We start from the raw sequence: 21,987 nt of genomic DNA, 5'->3' as shown, positions 1-21,987 counted from the left end.
CGCTGGCGCCGATGGCGACGCTAGAGGCCGCGCGCGACTATTTCGAGCTCGAAGACGGCGCGTCCGACGCCGACTACAACGCCTATAACTACATGGTGCTCACGGCGCATTCAAAGCCCGAGGCGCGCGCGAAGATTCCGGCGGTGGTGCATGCCGACGGCACCGGCCGCATCCAGATCGTGCGCGAGGCGGACGATCCGCTCACCCATGCCTATCTGAAGGCGCTCGGCCGCCACATTGGCGTCGAGATGTCGGTCAACACCTCGTTCAATGTCGCAGGTCCGATCGCGCAGACGCCGGCGCAGGCGATGGACACGCTGCGCCGCTCCAAGGGACTCGATGCCGTGGTGCTGGTCGCCGACGACGGCACCGCCTATGCAGCCTGGCACGGCGGCGAGCGCGACAGCGGACGCTTCAGCGGATGGTATGCGGCGTGGAAGCAGGCGCGCGGCTGAACCAGGCCAGCACGCGGCCGTCGATCAGCAGCAGCGCGCTCGCGATCACCAGCGCGCCGATCACCTCGCGCAGCGCGATCGGCTCGCCGAGCACGAGATATCCGAGCAGCATCGCGGTGACCGGAATCAGCAGCGTCACCATCATCACATTGGTCGCGCCGGAACGCCGCAGGATCTGAAAGAACACGATATAGGCCAGCGCCGTCGACAGCGCCGCGAGCCCGAGCACGGCGAGCCATGTCGCCGGATGCGGCATCGGCAGCAGCCACGGCCGATCGACGACGGCGGCGATGGGCGCCATCAGCACCGCCGAGGCGATCATCTGGAACGTCGCCGTCCCCAGCGGCGGCACCCGCTGCGGCAGCCGCCGCCCGACCAGCGCCGCGATGCCGTAGCTGAAGGCGCCGGCGAGGCACAACAGGATGCCGATGCCTTGCCGGCTCTCGAAGCCGAGCGCATCCCCGTGCAGGATCGCAACCCCGATCAGCCCGACCAGGACGCCCGCCACGCGGCGCGCCTGCAGCCGCTCCTCGCCGGCCGCCGCCATCACGACCACCGCGAACAGCGGCGTCGTCGCGTTGAGGATCGAGGCCAGCCCGCTCGGAATATAGGTCTGCCCGAACACGATCAGCGCAAACGGCAGCACATTGTTGAACAGCCCCATCGCGACGAACGGCGCCCAGCCGGACAGGTCGCGCGGGAATTCGATTCTGGCGGCCCGCAGCAGCGGCAGCAGGATGATCGTGCCGAGCACGACGCGCAGCAGCACCAGGGTCAGCGGCGGCAGTTCGCGCAGGATCACGCCGTTGAAGAAGAACGAGCCGCCCCAGAGTACCGACAGCAGGACGAGCAGCCCCCAGTCGCGACGATCGATGCGGTTGTCGGCGGAAGGCATATCAGGCGCTCACCTGCGGTCGGACAGGTGATTAGCGCGGCGCCGCGAATATTCCCACCCGATTTCCGTGAACGGCGGCCCCGCCTATTTCGGCCGCGAGACGATCTCGATCATCTGGCCCTCGTCGGCGTCGGGCGCATGAGCCTTCGCCTTGTCGTAGGCGGCGAGCGCGGCGCGGCTGACGGGCACGCCGGGCAGCAAGGTCTCGGCGAGCCGCACGGCGTAATCGGCATCCTTGTGGCGCAGCGCCGCGGTGAACGATGCGCCGGAGAAGTTGCGGTCGATCATTCGCTTGCTGTGGCGGATCACCTGCGGGCTTGCCACCGCGCCGGTCGCCAGCGCCTCGGCCACCAATTGCATGTCGAGGCCCGCCTGTTCGGCGATCGCAACGCCCTCGGCGAGGCTTGCGATCTGCACCGCGCCGATCAGGTTGTTGATCAGCTTGAACACGGTGCCGGTGCCGACCGGGCCGAAGTGCCGGATCGTGCTGCCGATCGGCGCGAGATAAGGCTGCGCGCGCTCGAGATCGGCCGGATCAGCGCCCACCAGCAGCGTCAGCTTGCCGGCGGCCGCCGCCTCCGGCAGGCCCGTGACCGGACAATCGATGTAGATCAAGCTGCGGCTGTTGAGCTCGCGCGCCATCTCGAGCGTGTGCTGGTACGAGACCGTGGAGCATTCGATCGCGAGGGTACCGGCCTTCATGTTGGCGGCAGCGCCGTCCCTGGTCAGCCAGACCGCGCGTGAGGCCTCGTCGTCGGCGACCATGGTCACGACAGCATCGGCGTCGATCGCGGCATCCTCCGGCGAGGTCGCCCACAGCGCGCCGCGAGCGATCAGGTCCGCGGCCTTGGCCTTGCTGCGGTTCCACACCGCGACCGTGAAGCCGGCATCGAGGTAACGGCCGGCCATGCCCTGGCCCATGCGTCCCAATCCGATGAAAGCGACGCGCGGCATGGGCTAATCCACATCCTCGACGGAGCCGGGCCCGGTGCCGAAGGCACGCTGCGCCAAGGTCGCCGCCATGAATTCATCGAGGTCGCCATCGAGCACCCCCGACGTGTCGGAGGTCTGCACACCGGTGCGCAGGTCCTTCACCATCTGATAGGGCTGCAACACGTAGGAGCGGATCTGGTGACCCCAGCCGATATCGGTCTTGGCGGCCTGATCGGCGGCGGCCTGCTCCTCGCGCTTCTTCAGCTCGATCTCGTAGAGCCGCGCGCGCAGCATGTCCCAGGCCTGCGCCCGGTTCTTGTGCTGGGAGCGGCCGGCCTGGCAGACCACCGCGATGCCGGTCGGGATGTGCGTCAGGCGCACTGCCGACTCGGTCTTGTTGACGTGCTGACCGCCGGCGCCGCCCGACCGCATGGTGTCGGTGCGAACATCCGATTCCTTGATCTCGATCTTGATGCTGTCATCAATCACGGGGAAGATCTGCACCGACGAGAACGAGGTGTGCCGCCGCGCGTTGGAATCGAACGGCGAGATGCGCACCAGGCGATGCACGCCGGCCTCGGTCTTCAGCCAGCCATAGGCATTGTGGCCACTGATCTGGATGGTGGCGGACTTGATGCCGGCCTCTTCACCCTGGGACTCTTCGAGGAACTCGATCTTGAAGCCGTGCTTCTCCGCCCAGCGCGTGTACATGCGCAGCAGCATCTGCGCCCAGTCCTGGCTCTCGGTGCCGCCGGCGCCGGCATGGACTTCGAGATAGGAATCGAACTTGTCGGCCTCGCCCGACAGCAGCGCCTCCAGCTCGCGCCGGGCGACCTCCTTCTTGAGGTCCTTGAGCGCCTTCTCGGCCTCAGTGACCACGCCCTCATCGTTCTCGGCCTCGCCGAGCTCGATCATGCCGATATTGTCCTCGAGCTCGCGCTCGACCTTGCCGATGCCCGAGAGCGCGTCCTCCAATGAGGTGCGCTCCTGCATCAGCCGCTGGGCCTTCTGGGGATCGGTCCAGAGATTGGAGTCTTCTGCGAGCTTGTTCAGCTCAGCGAGGCGTGCCGTCGATTGTTCGACGTCAAAGATGCCTCCTCAGCAGCCCGACTGACTGCTTGATCTCTTCAACAAGGCGTTCGATTTCCGCGCGCATGGTCTTTCAGGTGTTGGCTAAAAAGGTTCCGGGGGATGTAGCGACCGGCGCGGCAAAGCGCAATCGGCTTGGCCGCACTATCCCGGCGATTTGGCCGGACAGGCCGCTAGTAGAGCCCCCCGGTTCCCGGGCGCATGAAGAAGCCGCCATCCGGCTGGGCCCCATTCTGCGACGGCTGCTGGCCAGGCGCCGGGCCGCGTCCATCGGCATCGGCGACGCCGATGACCGAATAGTTCTCCGGCGGCGCGGTGCCCGGCTTGAAGGCTTCGAGGATGGTGTTGCCACCGTCACCGGGACCGGCGCGCATGCCGGTCTTGGCGTCGACGCGGATCAGCTTGATGCCAGCCGGAACCTTGAACGGCGTCGGCGGTTTGTCGGCGAGCGCAAGCTTGAGGAAGTCGCGGGCGATCGGCGCTGCGACATGGCCGCCGGTGGCGGCGCGGCCGAGATTGCGCGGCTTGTCGTAGCCCATGTAGACGCCGACTGCGAGATCGGGCGAGAAGCCGACGAACCAGACGTCCTTCTCGTCGTTGGTGGTGCCGGTCTTGCCGGCGATCGGCTTGCCGACTTCCTTCACGACGGTCGCGGTGCCGCGCTGGACCACGCCTTCCATCATCTCGGTGATCTGGTAGGCGGTCATCGGATCGAGCACCTGCTCGCGGCGGTCGACGAGCTGCGGCTCCGGCTGGCTCTTCCAGCCCCCGGGCGCGTCGCAGCCGCGGCATTCGCGGGTGTCGTGCTTGAAGATGGTATGGCCGTAGCGATCCTGGATGCGATCGATCAGCGTCGGCTTCACCCGGCGGCCGCCATTGGCGAACATCGAATAGGCCGTGACCATGCGCATCACGGTCGTTTCACCGGCACCCAGCGCATACGACAGATAGTTCGGCAATTCGTCATAGACGCCGAAGCGCTTGGCGTATTCGCCGACCAACGGCATGCCGATGTCCTGCGCGAGGCGCACCGTCACGGTGTTGAGCGAGCGCTGCAACGCGTTGCGCAGCGTGGTCGGGCCGTAATATTTGCCGGTCGAGTAGTTTTCCGGACGCCACACGCCAGCGCCCTGCCCTTGATCGATCTCGATCGGCGCGTCGATCACGGTGGTCGACGGCGTATAGCCGTTGTCCAGCGCCGACGAGTACACGATCGGCTTGAACGACGAGCCGGGCTGCCGGTAGGCCTGCGTCGCGCGGTTGAACTGGCTCTGGTCGAACGAGAAGCCGCCGACCATCGCGAGCACGCGGCCGGTCCACGGATCCATCGCCACCATGGCGCCGGACACTTCAGGCAATTGCCGCAGGCGATACTGACCTTCGACCGCGTTGCCGTCCTTGGTCACCAGCGGATCGGCGTAGATCACGTCACCCGGCTGCAGCACCTGCGAAACGGCGCTCGGCGCTTTGCCCCTGGTCTTGGCCCAGCGCACGCCGTCCATCGTGATGATGCCGGTCTGCCGTTCCTTGCTGACTGCGCCGCCGAGCTCGCGGCCCGGCTGGAAGCCGATCCGCGCCGACTGATCGCTGGTCTCGAGCACGACAGCCATCCGCCACGGCGAGATGTCGGACAGAGATTTCACGTCGGCAAGCTTGACGCCCCAGTCACCGGAAATGTCGAGCTTGTGCAGCGCCCCGCGCCAACCTTGCGCCTCGTCGTAATTGACGAGACCCGCGACCATGGTCTTGCGCGCCATCACCTGGATCTTGGGATCGAGCGTGGTGCGCACCGACAGGCCGCCCTCGTAGAGCTTCTTTTCGCCGTAGCGCTCGAAGATGTCGCGGCGGACTTCCTCGGCGAAATATTCGCCCGCGAAGATGTGCGCGCCGTTCGAGCGGCTGGTGACGTTGAGCGGGTCCTTGCGCGCCTTGTCGGCGTCGGCCTGCTTGATCCAGCCGTTCTCCAGCAGACGATCGATCACATAATTGCGGCGCTCGATCGCGCGGTCACGGTTGCGCACCGGATGCAGCGCCGCCGGCGCTTTCGGCAGCGCCGCGAGATAGGACGCTTCCGCGATCGTCAGCTCGTTGACCGACTTGTCGAAATAGACCAGCGACGCCGCCGCGATGCCGTAGGCGCCGAGGCCGAGATAGATTTCGTTCAGATAGAGCTCGAGGATGCGGTCCTTGGAATAGGCGCGCTCGATGCGCATCGCCAGCAACGCTTCCTTGATCTTGCGGCTGAACGAGACCTCGTTGGTGAGCAGGAAGTTTTTCGCGACCTGCTGGGTGATGGTCGAGGCGCCCTGCGGGCGACGGTTCGAGCCGTAGTTCTGCGCATAAAGGATCGCAGCGCGCGCCATGCCTTGATAGTCGATGCCGCCGTGCTCGTAGAAGTTCTTGTCTTCGGCAGCGAGGAAGGCGTTGATCACGAGTTTCGGCACCGCCTGGATCGGCAGATAGAGCCGGCGCTCCTTGGAGTATTCGCCAAGCAGCGCGCCGTCGGCGGCATGCACGCGGGTCATCACCGGCGGCTCATAGTCCTGCAGCTGCGAGTAGTCGGGCAGATCCTTGGAGAAATGCCAGATGGCGCCAGCGACGGCGGCGACACCGACCAGGAACACGACGGTTCCGGCGGCGAACAAGAAACCCATAAACCGCACGAGCAGGCGCATTATCGACGTTCCGTTCCTACCCTCCGGCGCTCAGTCGTCAGAAGCGCCTGTCCAAAAGTGCGAAAGCCTCACACAACGAAGCTTGGGCCCAGCGAGCCACCTTGCGCACGCGAATATACAAGAGCCGCCGGACAATGTGGTCGATTCTGCGGACCTGCGGTCCATTGTCTATACCGTCGCGGCTGTGGCCAAACTAGGGCTTCGGCGCAACGGCCCCGGCTTTTCAGCGGGCCGATTTCACTTTGCCGACCCGGCAGTTGCCAGCCGTTTGGCGAAGAACGTGTCGATCGCCTGCACCATCGAGCCGACCGCCTTGTTCCGCCAGCTCTCCGAGACCAGGTGCTCGAGGTCCCCCTTGTTGGAGACGTAGCCGATCTCGACCAGCACGGACGGCACGTCGGGCGCCTTCAGCACCCGGAAGCCGGCCGATTTGAGCGGATGCTTGTGCATCCGCACCGTGGTCTTCATCTCGTCCATCAGAAGACGGGCGAAGCGATTGGAGAATGTCTTGGTTTCGCGCTGCGCGAGGTCGATCAGGATGTCGGCGACCTCGGTCGGCTCGTCGGTCAGGTTCACACCGGCGATGGCGTCGGCCTTGTTTTCCGCCTCCGCCAGCCGTTCGGCCTCGGCGTCGGAGGCCTTGTCCGACACCGTGTAGATCGTGGCGCCCTGGGCATCGCCCTCGCGGCGCGGCAGGGCGTCGGCGTGGATCGAGACGAACAGCGCCGCCGACTGGGAGCGCGCGACCTTCACCCGGTCGTTGAGCGGGATGAAGGTGTCGTCGGACCTCGTCATGACCACACGATACTTGCCCGACTTCTCGACCCGGTCGCGCAGGGCAAGGCCAAAGCCCAGCACCAGGTTCTTCTCGGTCTGGTCGCCGGATTGCGTGCCGTTGTCGATGCCGCCGTGACCGGGATCGATCACGATCAGCGGGCGCGCGTCGGTGACCGCGACCGGCGGCAGCGCCGCCGAGGTGACGGCCGGAATGGTCGCGGTGGTGGATTCGGAAATCGCCGGTTTCGATTCGGGCCGGCTCACGGGCGCCAGTGACTGCACGAAGCTGGTGCGGTCGACCTCCTCGAAATCCAGCACCAGCCGGGGCGGCTGGCCGTTGGCGGCGTCGAGCACGTAGGAATTGGCGATCTTCACCGGTCCGGTCAGGTCGAACACGATCCGCGAGCCGCCGGGCATCACGAGACCATAGCGGAACGCCTTCACCAGGCCCCGCCCCGCCGAGCCGGTGCCGGCCGCGAGTTGGAAATCGACCTGCGGGATATCGACCACGACGCGGTAAGGGTCGGCCAGCGGGAAGGCGCGAAATTCGATCTTGCGGTCGAGGTCGAGGATGAATCGGGTCTGCTTGGCGTCGCCGGCGAGCCTGGCGCCAGATGCGACCGGGAAATTCGGAGCGCTCGCGGCCGGCGCAGGCGGGCCGTTCTGCGGTCCCTCGGCGGCGCTCGGGGCGCCGGCAATGGCAAACACCGATGTTGCGGCGCACAATAGCCCGCATCCCAGAAAAACAAGGTGTTTTGCGCGGTTCGCCACCCGATTCGTAGCCTCCCAGCTGCTTCTTACCGCATTAGAACCACACGGTTAATCGCCCCCTAATGACCCTCCAGCGAAAAGAACCGAGTGTTGCGGCGGCGTGACGCTTCCCTTGCACGCGGCGGTCAATCCACGTATGTACGGGGTGCTGACGGCTAGTACTCCCGGTTGTGTCGCGTTCAGCCTCCCGGTGCAGCGGTGGAACCTTCCAGATCGAAGATCCCGCCGTGTTTTTCCGGTCCCTCCCCAGCCAGCGCCGCGCGCGGCTGACACGGAGTGGCGGATTCAAGCCCGAGCGGCGTCCGGTCCCAGGCACACTCCCTCGCCAGAGGGACGGTTTGAGACATGGCATAACCGATTATCCGGTCCCTTGGGGCCTCGATATGCGATGGCCGGCGGGCGCTTCGGCGCCAGGCGGGGCTTTCAGCAAAAGATACGGCGGTAATTTTCGCCGCCAACATGTTTAGACGGGCCGACGCTTAATGCGCCAGACTGTATTGCCGACCAGGATCCCCCGAATGATCGCGCTGACGCGAGGTGAAAACTTCGCCCGTCGCATCATCCCGGTGAGTTCCCGTCCGGCGCTGCGCCGCGAGATGCGTTTCGGCCTTCCCCTCACCCCCGAATCAGGTGGACCGTCGCGTCACCGGGCGGCGCAGTTTGCGCGCGCCATGATCCGCGCCCGCCGCCGTCAAGAGCTCCAAAATGCCCAACAAGATGTTGATCGATGCCACCCACCCGGAAGAGACCCGGGTCGTTGTGGTCCGTGGCAATCGCGTCGAAGAGTTTGATTTCGAGACCGCCCAGCGCAAACAGCTGCGCGGCAACATTTATCTCGCCAAGGTTACGCGCGTAGAGCCGTCGCTGCAGGCCGCCTTCATCGAGTATGGCGGCAACCGGCACGGCTTCCTGGCCTTCAGCGAAATCCATCCCGACTATTACCAGATCCCGGTCGCCGACCGTCAGGCGCTGATCGAAGCCGACGAGCGCGCCCATCGCGAGGCCGAGGAAGAGCACGAGAACCGCGGCCATCGCCGCCGGTCGCGCCATCGCAATGCCCGTCGCCGCGGCCATGGCGAGCGCGTCCAGAGCGAGGTGATCGAGGGTGCGAACGACACGCAGGCGTTGCCCACCATCGAGGCTCACGAACATCCCGTCGATGCCGAGCATCATGAACATGACGCCGGGCACCACGATCACGGCGTGATCGCCCACGAAGGCCATGAGCATGAGGCGCATGATCATGCGCATCACGAGGACCATGAGCATCACCATGATCATGGCCAGGATGATCATGACCACGACGATCATGGTCACGACGACCACCACGATCATGCGCATGATCACGACCACGCTCCCGAAGTGAGCGAGGCGGCGGCTGCCGACGCCCCGTCCGACCCCGTCGTTGCGGTCGTCGAAGCCTCCGCCGCGTCGGCCGCGCCCGAGACCGTCGAGACGGTCGAGGTCAATCATGAGCCCGAGCGGGTCCATGAGGAGCAGATCGAGGAAAACGCCGCGCATGCCGACGACGCGCCGCATGTGGCTTCCGACGAGGTTCACGCCGCCGCCGATGAGCACGCGGTCGCCGAATACGGCGCGCTCGCCGAGGTGGTCGCGCCCGAGACCGGGCCTGGCGACGAGGCCGGCGAAGATGACGAAGAGGATGACGGCGAGGAAGGCGAGGAAGAGGACGTCGTCGAATCGGTCGGCGGCGACGACGTGCTCGAGGAGGTTCCGGAGCGCCCGTTCCGTCCGCGCCGCCAGTACAAGATCCAGGAAGTGATCAAGCGCCGGCAGGTGATGCTGGTGCAGGTCGTCAAGGAAGAGCGCGGCAACAAGGGCGCCGCGCTGACCACCTATCTGTCGCTCGCCGGCCGCTACGCCGTGCTGATGCCCAACACCGCGCGCGGCGGCGGCATCAGCCGCAAGATCACCTCCGCCCAGGATCGTTCGCGGCTCAAGGAAGTGGTGCAGGATCTCGACGTGCCCGAGGGCATGGGGATCATCCTGCGCACCGCCGGCGCCTCCCGCAGCAAGCCGGAAATCAAGCGCGACTTCGAATATCTGATCCGGATGTGGGAAACGGTGCGCGACCTGACGCTGAAGTCGCAGGCGCCGACGCTGGTCTACGAGGAAGGCTCACTGATCAAGCGCTCGCTGCGCGACCTCTACAACAAGGAGATCGACGAGATCCAGGTGGCGGGCGAAGCCGGCTACCGTGAAGCGCGCGACTTCATGAAGATGCTGATGCCGGCCAATGTGCGCGCGGTGAAGCAGTATCGCGACGGCCAGCCGCTGTTCTCGCGCATGGGCGTCGAAAGCCAGCTCGACGCGATGTTCTCGCCGACCGTGCAGCTGCGCTCCGGCGGCTACATCGTGATCAACCAGACCGAGGCGCTGGTCTCGATCGACGTCAACTCCGGCCGCGCCACGCGCGAGCACCATATCGAGGACACCGCGCTCAAGACCAATCTGGAAGCGGCGGAAGAAGTCGCGCGCCAATTGCGCCTGCGTGACCTCGCCGGCCTGATCGTCATCGACTTCATCGACATGGACGAGAAGCGCAACAACCGCGCGGTCGAGCGCAAGCTGTCCGACTGCCTGCGCCAGGACCGTGCGCGGATCCAGGTCGGCCGCATCTCGCATTTCGGCCTCTTGGAAATGTCGCGCCAGCGCATCCGCGCCAGCGTGCTCGAAAGCTCGACTGAGCCCTGCCCGCAATGCGGCGGAAGCGGTCACGTCCGCTCGGTCTCGTCGGTGGCGCTGCAGCTGCTGCGCGGCATCGAGGAAATCCTGATGAAGGGCGCGACCCACAATCTGGTGGTCCGCACCCGTACCGACGTCGCGCTGTACGTGCTCAACCACAAGCGCGGCCATCTGCGCGATCTCGAAGACTCCTTCCGGGTTTCGCTGTCGATCGTCGCGGACGCCACAGTGCACGGCCAGCAGTCCTACATCATCGACCGCGGCGAGCAGGTGCATACGCTCGAAGCCGCCAAGGCGCTGCTCGCTGCGCAGGCTGCCGCTGCGCCGGCCCAGGCCGAAGAGGCCGATGACGAGGAAGAACTGTTCGAATACGAGGCCGAGATCGAGACCGACGAGACCGAGGGCCTCACCGACGAGCGGGCGGCCGGTGATGAGGCAGGCTCCGCCGAGGGCGAAGGCGACGGCCAGCGCCGCAAGCGGCGCCGCCGGCGTCGCGGCCGCGGTGGCAGCGAGGCGCGTGAAGGCGCCCAGCAGCCGCGCGAGGACGGCGATCTCATGCATGTCCTGCCCGAAGGCACCGAGGCGGTTGCCGCCGCCGATGCCGAAGGCGATGAGGACGAAGGCGACGAGCAGCAGGGCGCTGCCCGCGACGACCAGGCCGGCAATGGCGATCGCCGTCCGCGGCGCCGCGGACGTCGCGGCGGCCGCCGCCGGCGCGGCAGCGGCGGACCGGACGACGGTCTCGCTGGATCGATCTCCGATGAGTTGAGCCCGGCGGCGACGTCGGAGGCCTCCGACGCAGTCGCCGATTTCGATAGCCATGATGCGGAGCCGGCTCCCGCGCTGGCGCAGCCCGAGCTGGTCGCCGAGCCGCCGGAGTGGCGGCCGACCGAGGCCGCGCCTGTTGAGCCGGTCGCGGCACCCGAGCCCGAAACTGCCGCGGCGACTGCCGGCGAGGACACGGCGGCCGAAGGCGACCGTGCGCAGCGCCGCCGCTCGACGGTGCGCGAAAAGGTCAACTTCGCGTCGAGCCCACTGCCCGAGGCATCAGCGGCGCTGGTTCAGAGCCCGGCGGAGGAAGCTGCCCCCGAGCCGGCCGCGGCTGCTCCAGAGCCGGCACCGGCCGGTGCGGCCGAGGCTCCGGCCCGCAAGGGCTGGTGGTCGCGCCGCTTCGGCGGCGGCAACTAGCGCCACCTGCAAGTCAAAACGCCCGGTTCACGCCGGGCGTTTTTATTGAACAGGCAATCCGTTCGTCAGACGCCGGCGTAACGAAGCCTGACGGAGACGGATCCCAATGCAAAGCGCGATCGTTCTTGGCGGCGGCATGGTGGGCGTCAGCACGGCGCTGCATCTGCAGCGTCGCGGCTGGTCGGTGACGCTCGTCGACCGCAAGGAACCCGGCCGCGAGACCAGCTACGGCAATGCCGGCATCATTCAGAGCGAGGCGGTGCGGCCCTACCCGATGCCGCGCGATCCCGCCACGCTCGCCAGGATCGCGATGGGGCGCACCAACGATGTGCGCTATCGCCTGGCCTCGCTGCCGCAGCACGCCGGTCCGCTGCTGCGCTACTGGTGGAACTCGACGCCCGAGCGGCACCGCGAAGCCACCCTCGCCTGGGCGCGCCTGATCGCCTACGCCACCGCCGAGCACGACACGCTGATCCGCGACGCCCATGCCGACAATCTGATCCGCCGCGCCGGCTATCGCCTGCTGCATCGCGACCCGGCCGCGCTGGAGCAGGCGATCGCTGTCGCCGAAGAGAACCAGCGCGACTTCGGCGTGACGTTTCGCGTGCTCGATGGCCGCGAGCTCGCCAAGGCGGAGCCGCTGCTGCGCGACGACCTGCCCGGCGCCATCCACTGGCTTGGGCCCTGGACCGTGTCGGACCCCGGCGGCCTGGTTTCGGCCTATGCCGGATTGTTCGAGCGTCTCGGCGGCACGCTGCTGCGCGGCGATGCGCAGACGCTGACGGAGACGACGTCCGGCTGGTCGGTCGACACCAGTGGCGGCCGGATCGATGCCGCCCATGTCGTGGTCACGCTCGGGCCGTGGTCACCGCAATTGCTGCGCAAGTTCGGCTACCGGATCCCGCTGGTGCGCAAGCGCGGCTACCACATGCACTACCAGGGCGGCCGCTCGCTCGACCTGCCGCTGGTCGACACCGCGAATGGCTATGCGATGGCGCCGATGGCCAAGGGCATCCGCATCACCACCGGCGCGGAGCTGACCAGTCCCGACGCACCGGCGACGCCGATCCAGCTCGGCTACGCCGAAGCGGCGGCACGCGAGCTGATCGAGATCGGCAGCCGCGTCGAGCCCGAGCCGTGGTTCGGCACCCGCCCCTGCACGACCGACATGCTGCCGGTGCTCGGGCCGGTGCCGCGCCATCGCGGGCTGTGGGTCAATTTCGGTCACGGCCATCAGGGCTTCACGCTCGGCCCCGCGACCGCGCGCGTGCTGGCCGAAACGATGAACGGCGAGGCATCCGCGGTGGATACCTCGCCGTATCGGCTAGACCGGTTCTGACGTCGACGAAAAATCAGTCCGTCGTCAACGCGGTCTCCATGTCGGTCGGGTCGATCTGCCTGGCGAGATTGGCGTTGAGCTTGTCGCGATCGAGCTCGCCCTCCCACCAGGCGACGATCACGCAGGCGACGCCGTTGCCGCACAGATTGGTCAGCGCGCGGCACTCGCTCATGAACTTGTCGATGCCGAGCACGATCGCCATGCCCGGCACCAGCCGCGGATCGACCACCGCGAGCGTCGCCGCCAAGGTGATGAAGCCCGCACCGGTGATGCCGGAGGCGCCCTTCGAGGTCAGCATCGCCACGATCAGGATGGTGATCTGCTGGCTGAAGGTGAGATCGAAGCCCAGCGCCTGCGCGATGAACAGGGTCGCCAGCGTCATGTAGATGTTGGTGCCGTCGAGGTTGAACGAATAGCCCGTGGGCACCACGAGGCCGACCACGGATTTCGAGCAGCCGAGCCGTTCGAGCTTCTCCATCAATGACGGCAGCGCGCTCTCGGAGGACGAGGTGCCGAGCACGATCAGGAGCTCATCCTTGATGTAGGCCAGGAACTTGAAGATCGAGAACCCGGCGACCCGCGCAATGATGCCGAGCACCACGAACACGAACAGCGCGGCGGTCAGATAGAACGTCGCGATCAGCCCCATCAGGTTGAGGATCGCGCCGGTGCCGAACTTGCCGATGGTGAAGGCCATCGCGCCGAACGCGCCGATCGGCGCCGCCCGCATCACGATCGAGATGACGCCGAACACCGCGTGCGCGGCGTCGTCGATGAACGAGCGGATGGTGTGGCCGCGCTCGCCGAGGCCCATGATCGCGAAGCCGAACAGCACCGAGAACAGCAGCACCTGCAGGATCTCGCCCTGCGCGAATGCGCCGACCACGGTGTCGGGAATGATGTGGAGCACGAAGTCGACGCTCTTCTGCGCCTCCGCCTGCTTGGCATAGCCGGCAACCGCCTGCGCATTCGCCGCCGCGTTGCCGAAGCCGGCGCCGGGCCTAACCAGATTGCCGACGAGCAATCCGATCACCAGCGCGAAGGTCGAGACGACCTCGAAATACACCAGCGCCTTGACGCCGATGCGCCCGACCTTCTTGGCATCTTGTATATGGGCGATGCCCGACACCACGGTGCAGAAGATGATCGGCGCGATCACCATCTTGATCAGCTTGATGAAGCCGTCGCCGAGCGCCTTGATCCACTCGTTGGTGGCAAGGCCGGGCCACAACCAGCCGACCAATGCGCCGAGCACGATCGCGATCAGGACCTGGACATAGAGAACTTTGTACCACGGCTTGCTGCCGGCGCTCGCCGGTGCAGTCGTGGCAACGGTTGTCGTCGCCATGTGTCACTCCCCCTCAGAAATGGCGGAAATAGCCAAGATCAACTTGGCCGTTCAAGTCAAATGGAACTGTGTGGGCCCTGCCGCTTATCCGCGATGATCCGCCTGCCACAGCGCCGGTGAAACCACGACGCTGCGCTGCGAAACCGATCCGAAAGGCAAAGCGAACTCCGGAAGGCTCTTGAAGGCTCTTAGAGGCCCCTTGGAGTTCGCGGGCTATTTAAGCCAATGCGCGATCCGTGCAACTGCTTCCTGCATCTCCGCGGCCGAGCGTGCATAGGAAAAACGAATGAAGGCCCGGCCGTGGATCGGATCGAAATCGACGCCGGGGGTCGCCGCGACATGCGCCTTTTCGAGCATCTCGCTGGCGAAGGCGAAGCTGTCCGAGGTGAAGTCGGAGACGTCGGCATACAGGTAGAACGCGCCGTCAGCGGGGAGGAATTTGGTCAGGCCGGCCTTCGGCAGCCCCTCGATCAGGATGCGGCGGTTCTCCTGATAGCCGCGCTTGATCGCCTCCATCTCCTCGCGGCCTTCGAACGCCGCTTCGGCCGCGATCTGCGACAGGGTCGGCACCGAGATCGACAGGTTCTGCTGCAGCCGCTCGATCGGCCGCACCAGCACGTCGGGCACCACCATCCAGCCGACACGCCAGCCGGTCATGCAGAAGTACTTCGAGAACGAGTTGATCACGAGCGCCTTCGGCGACAGCTCGGCGGCCGTCACCGCAGGAAATGCATAGTCGAGCCCGTGATAGATCTCGTCGGAGATGAAGCGGATGCCTGCGCTGTCGGCAGCCGCCATCAGGCTCGACAGCGCCTCGCGCGACATCATGGTGCCGGTCGGGTTGGCAGGGCTGCCGACCAGCACGCCCTTCAGCGGTGCCTTGCGATGGGCGGCGAGCAGCGCCTCGCCGGTCAGGGCATGGCGGGTGTCGCCGGAGGTCTCGATCAGCACCGGCTCGCAGCCCAGCGCGGTCAGGATATGCCGGTACGGCGGATAGCCCGGCACGGTCACGGCGACCCGGTCGCCCGGCTCGAACATCGCAAGAAACGCCAGGATGAACCCACCCGACGAGCCGGTGGTGACGATGATGCGCTCCGCGTCAACCGCGCAACCATACGTGTCGCGATAGTGCCGGGCGATGCGCGCGCGCAGCGAGGGAATGCCGAGCGCCGAGGTGTAGTCGATCCGACCGTCCGCAAGCGCGGCCTGCGCGGCCGCGATCGCCGGCTTCGGTGCGCCTGCGGCAGGCTGCCCCACCTCCATATGGATGACATGGCCGCCGGCGGCCTCGATTCGCGCGGCGGCTGCCATCACATCCATCACCATGAACGGCGGAACATCGCTCCGTCCGGACGCTGTCAACAAGCTGCTTACACGGTCTCTCGGTGTCGCTTCACGCATGGATTTCTGCTATTGCACGGCCGCTGCCGAATTCGGGTTCCCGTTACCGGCTGCCGCCCCAGACTGGCCGCATTCGGTGGCTCCTTATAACGCTTTCAGGCCAAGTGAATACCCGGTTCGCGTGAAGAAGAACTGCAAAAACAACAGACTGTGCCACGCGCCAAATCGGGTCCGGCCCGGACCCCGGATTTGTGCCGGCGCGGCCGGTCATCGCCGATAGATCGCCCATGCTGTTCCGCCTCGCGCTTCGCACCAGGACCTTCAAGCTGACCGCGTTCATGACTGCGGTTGCGCTCGCGGTCGGGCCCGTCGTCCCTGCGCGAGCCCAGCAAAAAGGCCCGCCGGTGCTGCGCGACACCGAGTCCGAGCAGCTGCTGCGCGAATACACAAGGCCGATCCTGCGCGCCGCCGGTCTGGAGAAGCAGAACATCCAGATCGTGATCATCAACGACGGCTCGTTCAACGCCTTCGTCGCCGACGGCCGGCGCATCTTCGTCAATTACGGCGCGCTGCTGCAATCCGAGACGCCGAACCAGATCATCGGCGTGCTGGCGCACGAGACCGGCCACCTCGCCGGCGGCCATCTCGCCAAGATGCGCGAGCAGCTGGCGCAGGCCCAGACCCAGATGATCATCGCGATGCTGCTCGGCGTCGGCGCGCTTGCCGCGGGTGCGGGCGGCCGCGGTGGCGGAAACGGTCTCTCCAGCGCCGGCGCCGCGGCGATCTCGGCGCCGCAAGCGGTCATTCAGCGCACGCTGTTGTCCTATCAGCGCCAGCAGGAAGAGAACGCCGACCGCGCCGGCGTCAAGTTCCTGAACGCGACCGGACAGTCGGCCCGCGGCATGTACGAGACGTTCAAGCGCTTCACCGACGAGAGCCTGTTTGCCTCGCGCGGGGCCGACCCCTATTTGCAGTCGCACCCGATGCCGGTCGATCGCGTCTCCGCGCTGCAGGAATTGGCGCGCTCCAGCCCCTATTGGGACAAGAAGGACGATCCGGCGCTGCAGCTGCGCCACGACATGATGCGCGCCAAGATCTCGGGCTTCATGGAGCGGCAGGACACGGTCTACCGCCGCTATCCGCTGTCCAACACCAGCCTGCCGGCGCGCTATGCACGCGCGATCACGACCTATCTGCACGGCGATCTGCGCTCGGCGATCGCGCAGATCGACGGCTTGATCCAGGTGCAGCCCAACAATCCCTATTTCTACGAATTGCGCGGCCAGGCGCTGCTCGAAGGCGGCCGGCCCGCCGAAGCCATCGCGCCGCTGCGCCGCGCGGTGCAGCTCTCCAGCAATTCCCCGCTGATCGAGATGCTGCTCGGCCAGGCGCTGGTCGCCTCCGACAACAAGGCCTACACCGACGAGGCGGTCAACATGCTGCGCGCCGCGGTGGCGCGCGAGCCCGAGGCGCCGCTCGGCTATACCCAGCTCGCGATGGCCTATGGCCGCAAGGGCGACTATGCCCAGGCCGACCTCGCCTCGGCGCAGGCGGCCTATCTCCGCGGCGACACCAAGACCGCCCGCGACCTTGCGTCACGCGCCAAGACGCGGTTCGCGATCGGCACGCCCGGCTGGGTCAAAGCTGACGACATTGTGAGCGCCAAGCCCATGCCGGGTCAGAAAAACAACTAGAAATAAACCGTAGTTCCATACAACGATCACCGAAACCGGCTCACGGCCACGCCGTTTTTTTGAGCCACCGCGAACAAGGATTTTGTCATGCCAGCGCTTCGTTTTCTTGCCCCCGCCCTGCTCGCGCTCGGCGTTTGCGCCGCGCCGCTTTCGGCGTCCGCGCAGAGCTTCACCGACACCCAGCGCGGCGACATCGAGACCATCGTGCGCAACTATCTGATCGCGCACCCGGAGGTGCTCGAGGAGGCGATGAACGAGCTGAGCAAGCGGCAGGCCGCCGCCGAAGCCGAGAAGCATGAGCAGAGCGTCGCCAAGAACGCCGACACCATCTTCAATTCGCCGCGCGGCGTCATGCTCGGCAACAAGGACGGCGACGTCACCTTCGTCGAGTTCTTCGATTACAATTGCGGCTACTGCAAGCGCGCGATGTCCGACATGCTCGATTTGATGAAGGCGGATCCGAAGCTGAAGGTCGTGCTGAAGGAATTCCCGGTGCTGAGCCAGGGCTCGGTCGAGGCCGCGCAGGTCGCGGTCGCCGTGCGCATGCAGGATCCGACCGGCAAGAAATATCTCGATTTCCACCAGAAGCTGCTCGGCGGCCGCGGCGCCGCCGACAAGGCGCGCGCGCTGGCGGTCGCCAAGGAAGTCGGTCTCGACATAACGAAGATCGAGAAGGATATGGCGAGCCCCGAAGTGAAGGCGACCATCGAGGAGAACTTCCGCCTCGCCGAATCCATGGGGATGAACGGCACGCCGAGCTACGTGATCGGCAAGCAGGTCGTGATCGGCGCCGTCGGCGTCGACAATCTCAAGGAAAAGATCGGCATTGCCCGCTGCGGCAAGGCGACCTGCTGATCGCCGCTCCGACAGCTCATCGCGTACAAAATCCGGCTGCCATGCAGCCGGATTTTTTTATTGTCGTCACCAAACCGATTCCGCGCGGGCCGCAACCAAGGGCGGTCACCAACAACGAAAGCCGCGGGAAGCCGAAATACAGCGCGACCTAATCTCGAGATCGAAGTGCATTTCGGCGGCTTCAATTTCGGCGGCGGCAACGGCCAGCGCGATCTTGCGAGCATCGAGTTCGACCGGGCGTGCGGTTGAAGCATCCGCGTATTCATCGCGCATTCACCTAACAAACAAACCGCAAGGAACCGCAAATCAACAGGAACATCGCACATGCTCTCTCGTTGTCGGCGCGGGCAATGCTGAAAACGAGGAGGAATTACGATGTCTAACCGCTTTCTGATTTCGGTCGCGGCGGCGGCTCTGATCGCCGGCACCGGCCTTGCGAATGCGCAGGGCGCGGGCGGCGCTAACAAGGAGTCCGGGGCCGGCGGTGGCGCAACCACGCAGCACAGCGCACCGTCCGGTGGTGCATCGTCGGGCACGATGCAGCGCGATACGGGCGGCATGAAGGGTTCCGAGCATTCCACCACCGGTGAGTCCCCGAGCACGAAGGGTGCAGAGTCCGACAAGTCCGGCACGGCCACCAAGGGTGCGCAGGACAGTACCCAAAAGTCGAAGGGCATGAGCTCGGAGAACGATGCGGCCAAGGGCTCCAAGGAGGGCTCGAAGGATATGAAGGCTGAGGGTCGCGACAAGAGCGGCAACATGAAAGCCGAGGAGCGTGACAAGAGCGGCAAGATGAATGCCGAGAGCCGCGACAAGAGCGGTAGCGGTGCCACGACCAACCAGAACGCCCAGACTAAGAGCCCGTCCGACACCAACCGTGCGCAGACCAACGATACGAGCCGCACGCAGACGACGACCGGTAACGCGGCAACGTCGGCGACCGCGGCTCCGCCGGCCGAGAAGCGCACTCAGATCACGACCGCGATCAAGTCGGAGCACGTGACCGAAGCCACCAACGTGAACTTCAACGTGTCGGTCGGCACCCGCGTTCCGGCTGACATTCACTTCTACCCGGTGCCGGAGCGGGTCGTGACGATCTACCCGCAGTGGCGCGGCTATCAGTTCATCCTGGTCAAGGGCCGCTACGTGATCGTGCAGCCTGAGACCCATGAGATCGTCTACATCATCGAGGGCTAGACCGGCCTCGGTGCGAGGGAGCCAAGACGGGCCCTCGAAGACGGACCCTCGCCTCACCTCGACCCCGCCCCTTTTGGGGCGGGGTCTTGCTTTCGGCCGCAACCCGCACCGCGCCAGTGGATGGCGGGCCGGAGCGCCCGCCGAAGGCAGCTTCCGCAAGATTTGGTTAATCAGCATTTTCCGTAGGTTAGGGCAGCCATCTAACAGGGCGGAGGAAGTTGTTGAAGACGTTCCGATTTCACCTAAAGACTTCCCCTTCGGCCGGTTGTTACCTATAACCCGGCCGACTCCACCCCTTGTCGGATCCCCTCTCGGAACTTTGGCCGGAACCCTTGGCAGGAAACTCTGGAATGGCTGCTGCCGGAACGATCTATGTGCTGAACGGCCCGAACCTCAATCTGCTGGGGACGCGCGAGCCGGAGACCTACGGCCATGCCACCCTCGCCGATGTCGAGAAGCTGTGCGCGGACACCGCGCGCCAGTTCGGGCTGATCGCCGACTGCCGGCAGTCCAACCGCGAGGGTGAGTTGATCGACTTCATCCATGAGGCCCACGTCAAGAAGGCGGCCGGCATCATCATCAACGCCGGTGGCTACTCTCATACCTCGATCGCGCTGCATGACGCGCTGGTCGCGGTCAAGATTCCCGCGGTCGAAGTTCATGTCAGCAACATCCACGCCCGCGAAAGCTTCCGGCACCACTCGTTCACTGCTAAAGCCGCCTTCGCGTCACTTTGCGGCTTCGGCATCGACGGCTACCGGCTTGCCATCATCGGCCTCGCCACCAGGATCGGCGTCAAGATCGACGCCAAGCCAAAGACTTAATCGTCAATCCTGACGTTCCCCGTCACCAGACAGAGATTTTGGATCACAGAGCATGGCGCGCCAGCCAGACGACAAATCAGCCGCAAAAAAGAACGACTCCAAGAGCGACGACAGCGTCCTCATTCGCGAGCTCGCGCTGTTGCTCGCGGAAACCAATCTGACCGAGATCGAGATCGAGCGCGCCGGCCTGCGTGTCCGTGTCGCGCGCAACATCAGCATCGCGGCGTCGGTGCCCACCGTGGCAAGTGTTGCCGCACCGTCCGCAATGGCTGTCCCAGTGGCCGCGGCTGCGACCGATCTCGCCAAGCACCCGGGCGCCGTGCCCTCGCCGATGGTCGGCACCGCCTATTGGGCGCCCGAGCCGGGCGCCAAGCCGTTCATTGAAATCGGCACCAAGGTCTCCGCCGGCCAGACGCTTCTGATCATCGAGGCGATGAAGACGATGAACCAGATCCCGTCTCCGCGCGCGGGCACCGTGACGCAGATTCTCGTCGAGGACGGCCAGCCGGTCGAATTCGGCGAGCCGCTCGTCATCATTGAATAGCTTCCGTCAACACCAGGCGCTGCGATGTTCGACAAGATCCTCATAGCCAATCGCGGCGAGATCGCGCTTCGCGTGCTGCGCGCCTGCAAGGAGCTCGGCATCTCGACCGTCGCGGTGCATTCCACCGCCGACGCCGACGCCATGCATGTGCGGCTCGCCGACGAGAGCGTGTGCATCGGCCCGCCGCCGTCGAAGGATTCCTATCTCAACGTGCCGGCGCTGCTCGCGGCCTGCGAGATCACCGGCGCCGACGCCGTGCATCCCGGCTACGGCTTCCTGTCCGAGAACGCGCGCTTCGCCGAGATCCTCGCCGACCACAATCTGGGCTTCATCGGACCGAAGGCCGAGCACATCCGCCTGATGGGCGACAAGATCGAAGCCAAGAAGACCGCCAAGCGCCTCGGCATTCCCGTGGTGCCCGGCTCGGACGGCGCGGTGACCTCGGAGGCCGACGCGCTCGCGATCGGCAGAGACATCGGATTCCCGGTGCTGGTGAAGGCGGCGGCCGGCGGCGGCGGCCGCGGCATGAAGGTCGCCCACACCGAGGCCGACCTCGCGCTGGCGCTCTCGACCGCGGCCAACGAGGCCAAGTCGGCATTCGGCGACGCCTCGGTCTACCTGGAAAAATACCTGCAGAAGCCGCGCCACATCGAGATCCAGATTCTCGGCGACGGCCGCGGCGGCGCCATCCATCTCGGCGAGCGCGACTGCTCGCTGCAGCGCCGTCACCAGAAGGTCTGGGAGGAAGGCCCCTCGCCCGTGCTCGCGGCGGCGGCGCGCGCCAAGATCGGCGAGACCTGCGCCAAGGCGATGCGGGATATGAAATATCTCGGCGTCGGCACCATCGAATTCCTCTACGAGGACGGCGAGTTCTATTTCATCGAAATGAACACGCGCATCCAGGTCGAGCATCCCGTCACCGAGAGCATCACCGATATCGATCTGGTGCTGGAGCAGATCCGGATCGCCGCCGGCGGCGACCTTCCGGCCAAGCAGGACGACATCGCGATCATCGGCCACGCCATCGAGTGCCGCATCAATGCGGAGAACCCGCAGACCTTCCGTCCCTCGCCCGGACGGATCACGCAATTCCATCCGCCTGGCGGCCTCGGCGTGCGGATCGATTCCGCCGTCTATCAGGGCTATGTGATCCCGCCCTATTACGACTCGCTGGTCGGCAAGCTGATCGTGCACGGCAAGACCCGCGGCGAATGTCTGATGCGGCTGCGCCGGGCGCTGGACGAGATGGTGGTCGACGGGATCGAGACGACGCTGCCGCTGTTCCGCGCGCTGGTGCGCGAGCCCGACATCATCGAGGGCGACTACCACATTCACTGGCTGGAGCAGTACCTCGCC

General features: G+C 66.0%; 18 protein-coding genes. 9 read left to right on the top strand and 9 right to left on the bottom strand.

The annotated features are described in order from the left end of the window. Positions 1-455: carbamoyltransferase C-terminal domain-containing protein (locus tag PMN64_RS33980; protein WP_411783847.1), on the top strand; the 455-nt coding region annotated here is incomplete at its 5' end. Here PMN64_RS33980 and PMN64_RS33975 read toward each other — a convergent pair. The 6 genes from PMN64_RS33975 to PMN64_RS33950 all read right to left on the bottom strand — a co-directional run bounded on the left by PMN64_RS33975 (position 415) and on the right by PMN64_RS33950 (position 8,942). Then, positions 415-1,350 (bottom strand): DMT family transporter, encoded by a 936-nt coding sequence (locus PMN64_RS33975; protein ID WP_411783846.1) that lies wholly within the window; start codon positions 1,348-1,350, stop codon positions 415-417. The two genes, PMN64_RS33980 and PMN64_RS33975, sit on opposite strands and share 41 nt — an antisense overlap. Positions 1,351-1,434: 84 nt before the next feature. After that, positions 1,435-2,304 (bottom strand): NAD(P)-dependent oxidoreductase, encoded by an 870-nt coding sequence (locus PMN64_RS33970; RefSeq protein WP_411783845.1) that lies wholly within the window; start codon positions 2,302-2,304, stop codon positions 1,435-1,437. A 3-nt stretch (positions 2,305-2,307) separates the two neighbouring features. Beyond that, positions 2,308-3,439 (bottom strand): peptide chain release factor 2 gene (gene prfB, locus PMN64_RS33965; RefSeq protein ID WP_411783844.1). Its coding sequence is split into 2 segments (ribosomal slippage): positions 2,308-3,369 and positions 3,371-3,439, totalling 1,131 coding nucleotides; the frame shifts between segments, so codons are not numbered across the junction. 106 nt (positions 3,440-3,545) lie between these two features. Further along, the gene (locus tag PMN64_RS33960) at positions 3,546-6,047 is read right to left on the bottom strand and encodes a penicillin-binding protein 1A (protein WP_411783843.1); all 2,502 of its coding nucleotides are present in this window, start codon (positions 6,045-6,047) and stop codon (positions 3,546-3,548) included. A 237-nt stretch (positions 6,048-6,284) separates the two neighbouring features. After that, positions 6,285-7,595: an N-acetylmuramoyl-L-alanine amidase gene (locus tag PMN64_RS33955; RefSeq protein ID WP_411783842.1), complete on the bottom strand. Its 1,311-nt coding sequence runs from the start codon at positions 7,593-7,595 to the stop codon at positions 6,285-6,287. Between the two features lie 615 nt (positions 7,596-8,210). Beyond that, the gene (locus PMN64_RS33950; protein ID WP_276325472.1) at positions 8,211-8,942 is read right to left on the bottom strand and encodes a hypothetical protein; all 732 of its coding nucleotides are present in this window, start codon (positions 8,940-8,942) and stop codon (positions 8,211-8,213) included. Between the two features lie 15 nt (positions 8,943-8,957). Here PMN64_RS33950 and PMN64_RS33945 point away from each other — a divergent pair, with 15 nt between their 5' ends. Together PMN64_RS33945 and PMN64_RS33940 are read left to right on the top strand one after the other, a co-directional pair. After that, positions 8,958-11,489 carry an Rne/Rng family ribonuclease gene (locus tag PMN64_RS33945; RefSeq protein ID WP_411783841.1) on the top strand — a complete coding sequence of 844 codons (2,532 nt, stop codon included), beginning with the start codon at positions 8,958-8,960 and terminating at the stop codon, positions 11,487-11,489. A gap of 106 nt (positions 11,490-11,595) precedes the next feature. Further along, positions 11,596-12,828, top strand: coding sequence for an NAD(P)/FAD-dependent oxidoreductase (locus tag PMN64_RS33940; protein ID WP_028344941.1), 1,233 nt, complete (start codon positions 11,596-11,598; stop codon positions 12,826-12,828). Between the two features lie 13 nt (positions 12,829-12,841). Here the strand turns inward: PMN64_RS33940 and PMN64_RS33935 are convergent, their stop codons facing one another. Both PMN64_RS33935 and PMN64_RS33930 read right to left on the bottom strand, forming a co-directional pair. After that, on the bottom strand, positions 12,842-14,176 hold the full coding sequence (locus PMN64_RS33935) for a dicarboxylate/amino acid:cation symporter (protein ID WP_411783840.1): 1,335 nt from the start codon (positions 14,174-14,176) through the stop codon (positions 12,842-12,844). Between the two features lie 213 nt (positions 14,177-14,389). Continuing rightward, positions 14,390-15,577 (bottom strand): pyridoxal phosphate-dependent aminotransferase, encoded by a 1,188-nt coding sequence (locus PMN64_RS33930; protein WP_411783839.1) that lies wholly within the window; start codon positions 15,575-15,577, stop codon positions 14,390-14,392. 227 nt (positions 15,578-15,804) lie between these two features. On the opposite strand from PMN64_RS33930, the gene PMN64_RS33925 reads away from it, so the two are divergent. Next, entirely contained in the window at positions 15,805-17,211 is a 1,407-nt protein-coding gene (locus PMN64_RS33925) for a M48 family metalloprotease (RefSeq protein ID WP_304500073.1), read from the top strand. 87 nt (positions 17,212-17,298) lie between these two features. After that, positions 17,299-18,066 carry a DsbA family protein gene (locus tag PMN64_RS33920; RefSeq protein ID WP_304500072.1) on the top strand — a complete coding sequence of 256 codons (768 nt, stop codon included), beginning with the start codon at positions 17,299-17,301 and terminating at the stop codon, positions 18,064-18,066. Positions 18,067-18,171: 105 nt separating this feature from the next. On the opposite strand, the gene PMN64_RS33915 is transcribed toward PMN64_RS33920, so the two are convergent. After that, positions 18,172-18,339 carry a hypothetical protein gene (locus PMN64_RS33915; protein ID WP_411783838.1) on the bottom strand — a complete coding sequence of 56 codons (168 nt, stop codon included), beginning with the start codon at positions 18,337-18,339 and terminating at the stop codon, positions 18,172-18,174. 102 nt (positions 18,340-18,441) lie between these two features. Here PMN64_RS33915 and PMN64_RS33910 point away from each other — a divergent pair, with 102 nt between their 5' ends. The 4 genes from PMN64_RS33910 to accC form a co-directional block, all read left to right on the top strand. Further along, on the top strand, positions 18,442-19,263 hold the full coding sequence (locus PMN64_RS33910) for a DUF1236 domain-containing protein (protein WP_411783837.1): 822 nt from the start codon (positions 18,442-18,444) through the stop codon (positions 19,261-19,263). 350 nt (positions 19,264-19,613) lie between these two features. After that, complete coding sequence (gene aroQ / locus PMN64_RS33905; RefSeq protein ID WP_304500069.1) at positions 19,614-20,087, top strand: type II 3-dehydroquinate dehydratase; 474 nt, start codon at positions 19,614-19,616, stop codon at positions 20,085-20,087. Between the two features lie 52 nt (positions 20,088-20,139). Continuing rightward, the gene (accB, locus tag PMN64_RS33900) at positions 20,140-20,631 is read left to right on the top strand and encodes an acetyl-CoA carboxylase biotin carboxyl carrier protein (protein ID WP_411783836.1); all 492 of its coding nucleotides are present in this window, start codon (positions 20,140-20,142) and stop codon (positions 20,629-20,631) included. Between the two features lie 24 nt (positions 20,632-20,655). Further along, positions 20,656-21,987: acetyl-CoA carboxylase biotin carboxylase subunit (accC, locus tag PMN64_RS33895; protein WP_411783835.1), on the top strand; the 1,332-nt coding region annotated here is incomplete at its 3' end.

The sequence above is a fragment of the Bradyrhizobium sp. UFLA01-814 genome, assembly GCF_046718885.1.
In the GTDB taxonomy this organism is placed as follows: Bacteria; Pseudomonadota; Alphaproteobacteria; order Rhizobiales; family Xanthobacteraceae; genus Bradyrhizobium; species Bradyrhizobium elkanii.
Note: the sequence above shows the minus strand (reverse complement) of the source record. Positions and strands in the feature narration are given on the sequence as shown.

Excerpts from the sequence above, each read along its gene's own strand:
- PMN64_RS33975 (WP_411783846.1), bottom strand. The coding sequence starts at position 1,350 with ATGCCTTCCGCCGACAACCGCATCGATCGTCGCGACTGGGGGCTGCTC.
- PMN64_RS33970 (WP_411783845.1), bottom strand. The coding sequence starts at position 2,304 with ATGCCGCGCGTCGCTTTCATCGGATTGGGACGCATGGGCCAGGGCATG.
- PMN64_RS33960 (WP_411783843.1), bottom strand. The coding sequence starts at position 6,047 with ATGCGCCTGCTCGTGCGGTTTATGGGTTTCTTGTTCGCCGCCGGAACC.
- PMN64_RS33940 (WP_028344941.1), top strand. The coding sequence starts at position 11,596 with ATGCAAAGCGCGATCGTTCTTGGCGGCGGCATGGTGGGCGTCAGCACG.
- PMN64_RS33935 (WP_411783840.1), bottom strand. The coding sequence starts at position 14,176 with ATGGCGACGACAACCGTTGCCACGACTGCACCGGCGAGCGCCGGCAGC.
- PMN64_RS33930 (WP_411783839.1), bottom strand. The coding sequence starts at position 15,577 with ATGCGTGAAGCGACACCGAGAGACCGTGTAAGCAGCTTGTTGACAGCG.
- PMN64_RS33925 (WP_304500073.1), top strand. The coding sequence starts at position 15,805 with ATGCTGTTCCGCCTCGCGCTTCGCACCAGGACCTTCAAGCTGACCGCG.
- PMN64_RS33920 (WP_304500072.1), top strand. The coding sequence starts at position 17,299 with ATGCCAGCGCTTCGTTTTCTTGCCCCCGCCCTGCTCGCGCTCGGCGTT.
- PMN64_RS33915 (WP_411783838.1), bottom strand. The coding sequence starts at position 18,339 with ATGCGCGATGAATACGCGGATGCTTCAACCGCACGCCCGGTCGAACTC.
- PMN64_RS33910 (WP_411783837.1), top strand. The coding sequence starts at position 18,442 with ATGTCTAACCGCTTTCTGATTTCGGTCGCGGCGGCGGCTCTGATCGCC.
- aroQ (WP_304500069.1), top strand. The coding sequence starts at position 19,614 with ATGGCTGCTGCCGGAACGATCTATGTGCTGAACGGCCCGAACCTCAAT.
- accB (WP_411783836.1), top strand. The coding sequence starts at position 20,140 with ATGGCGCGCCAGCCAGACGACAAATCAGCCGCAAAAAAGAACGACTCC.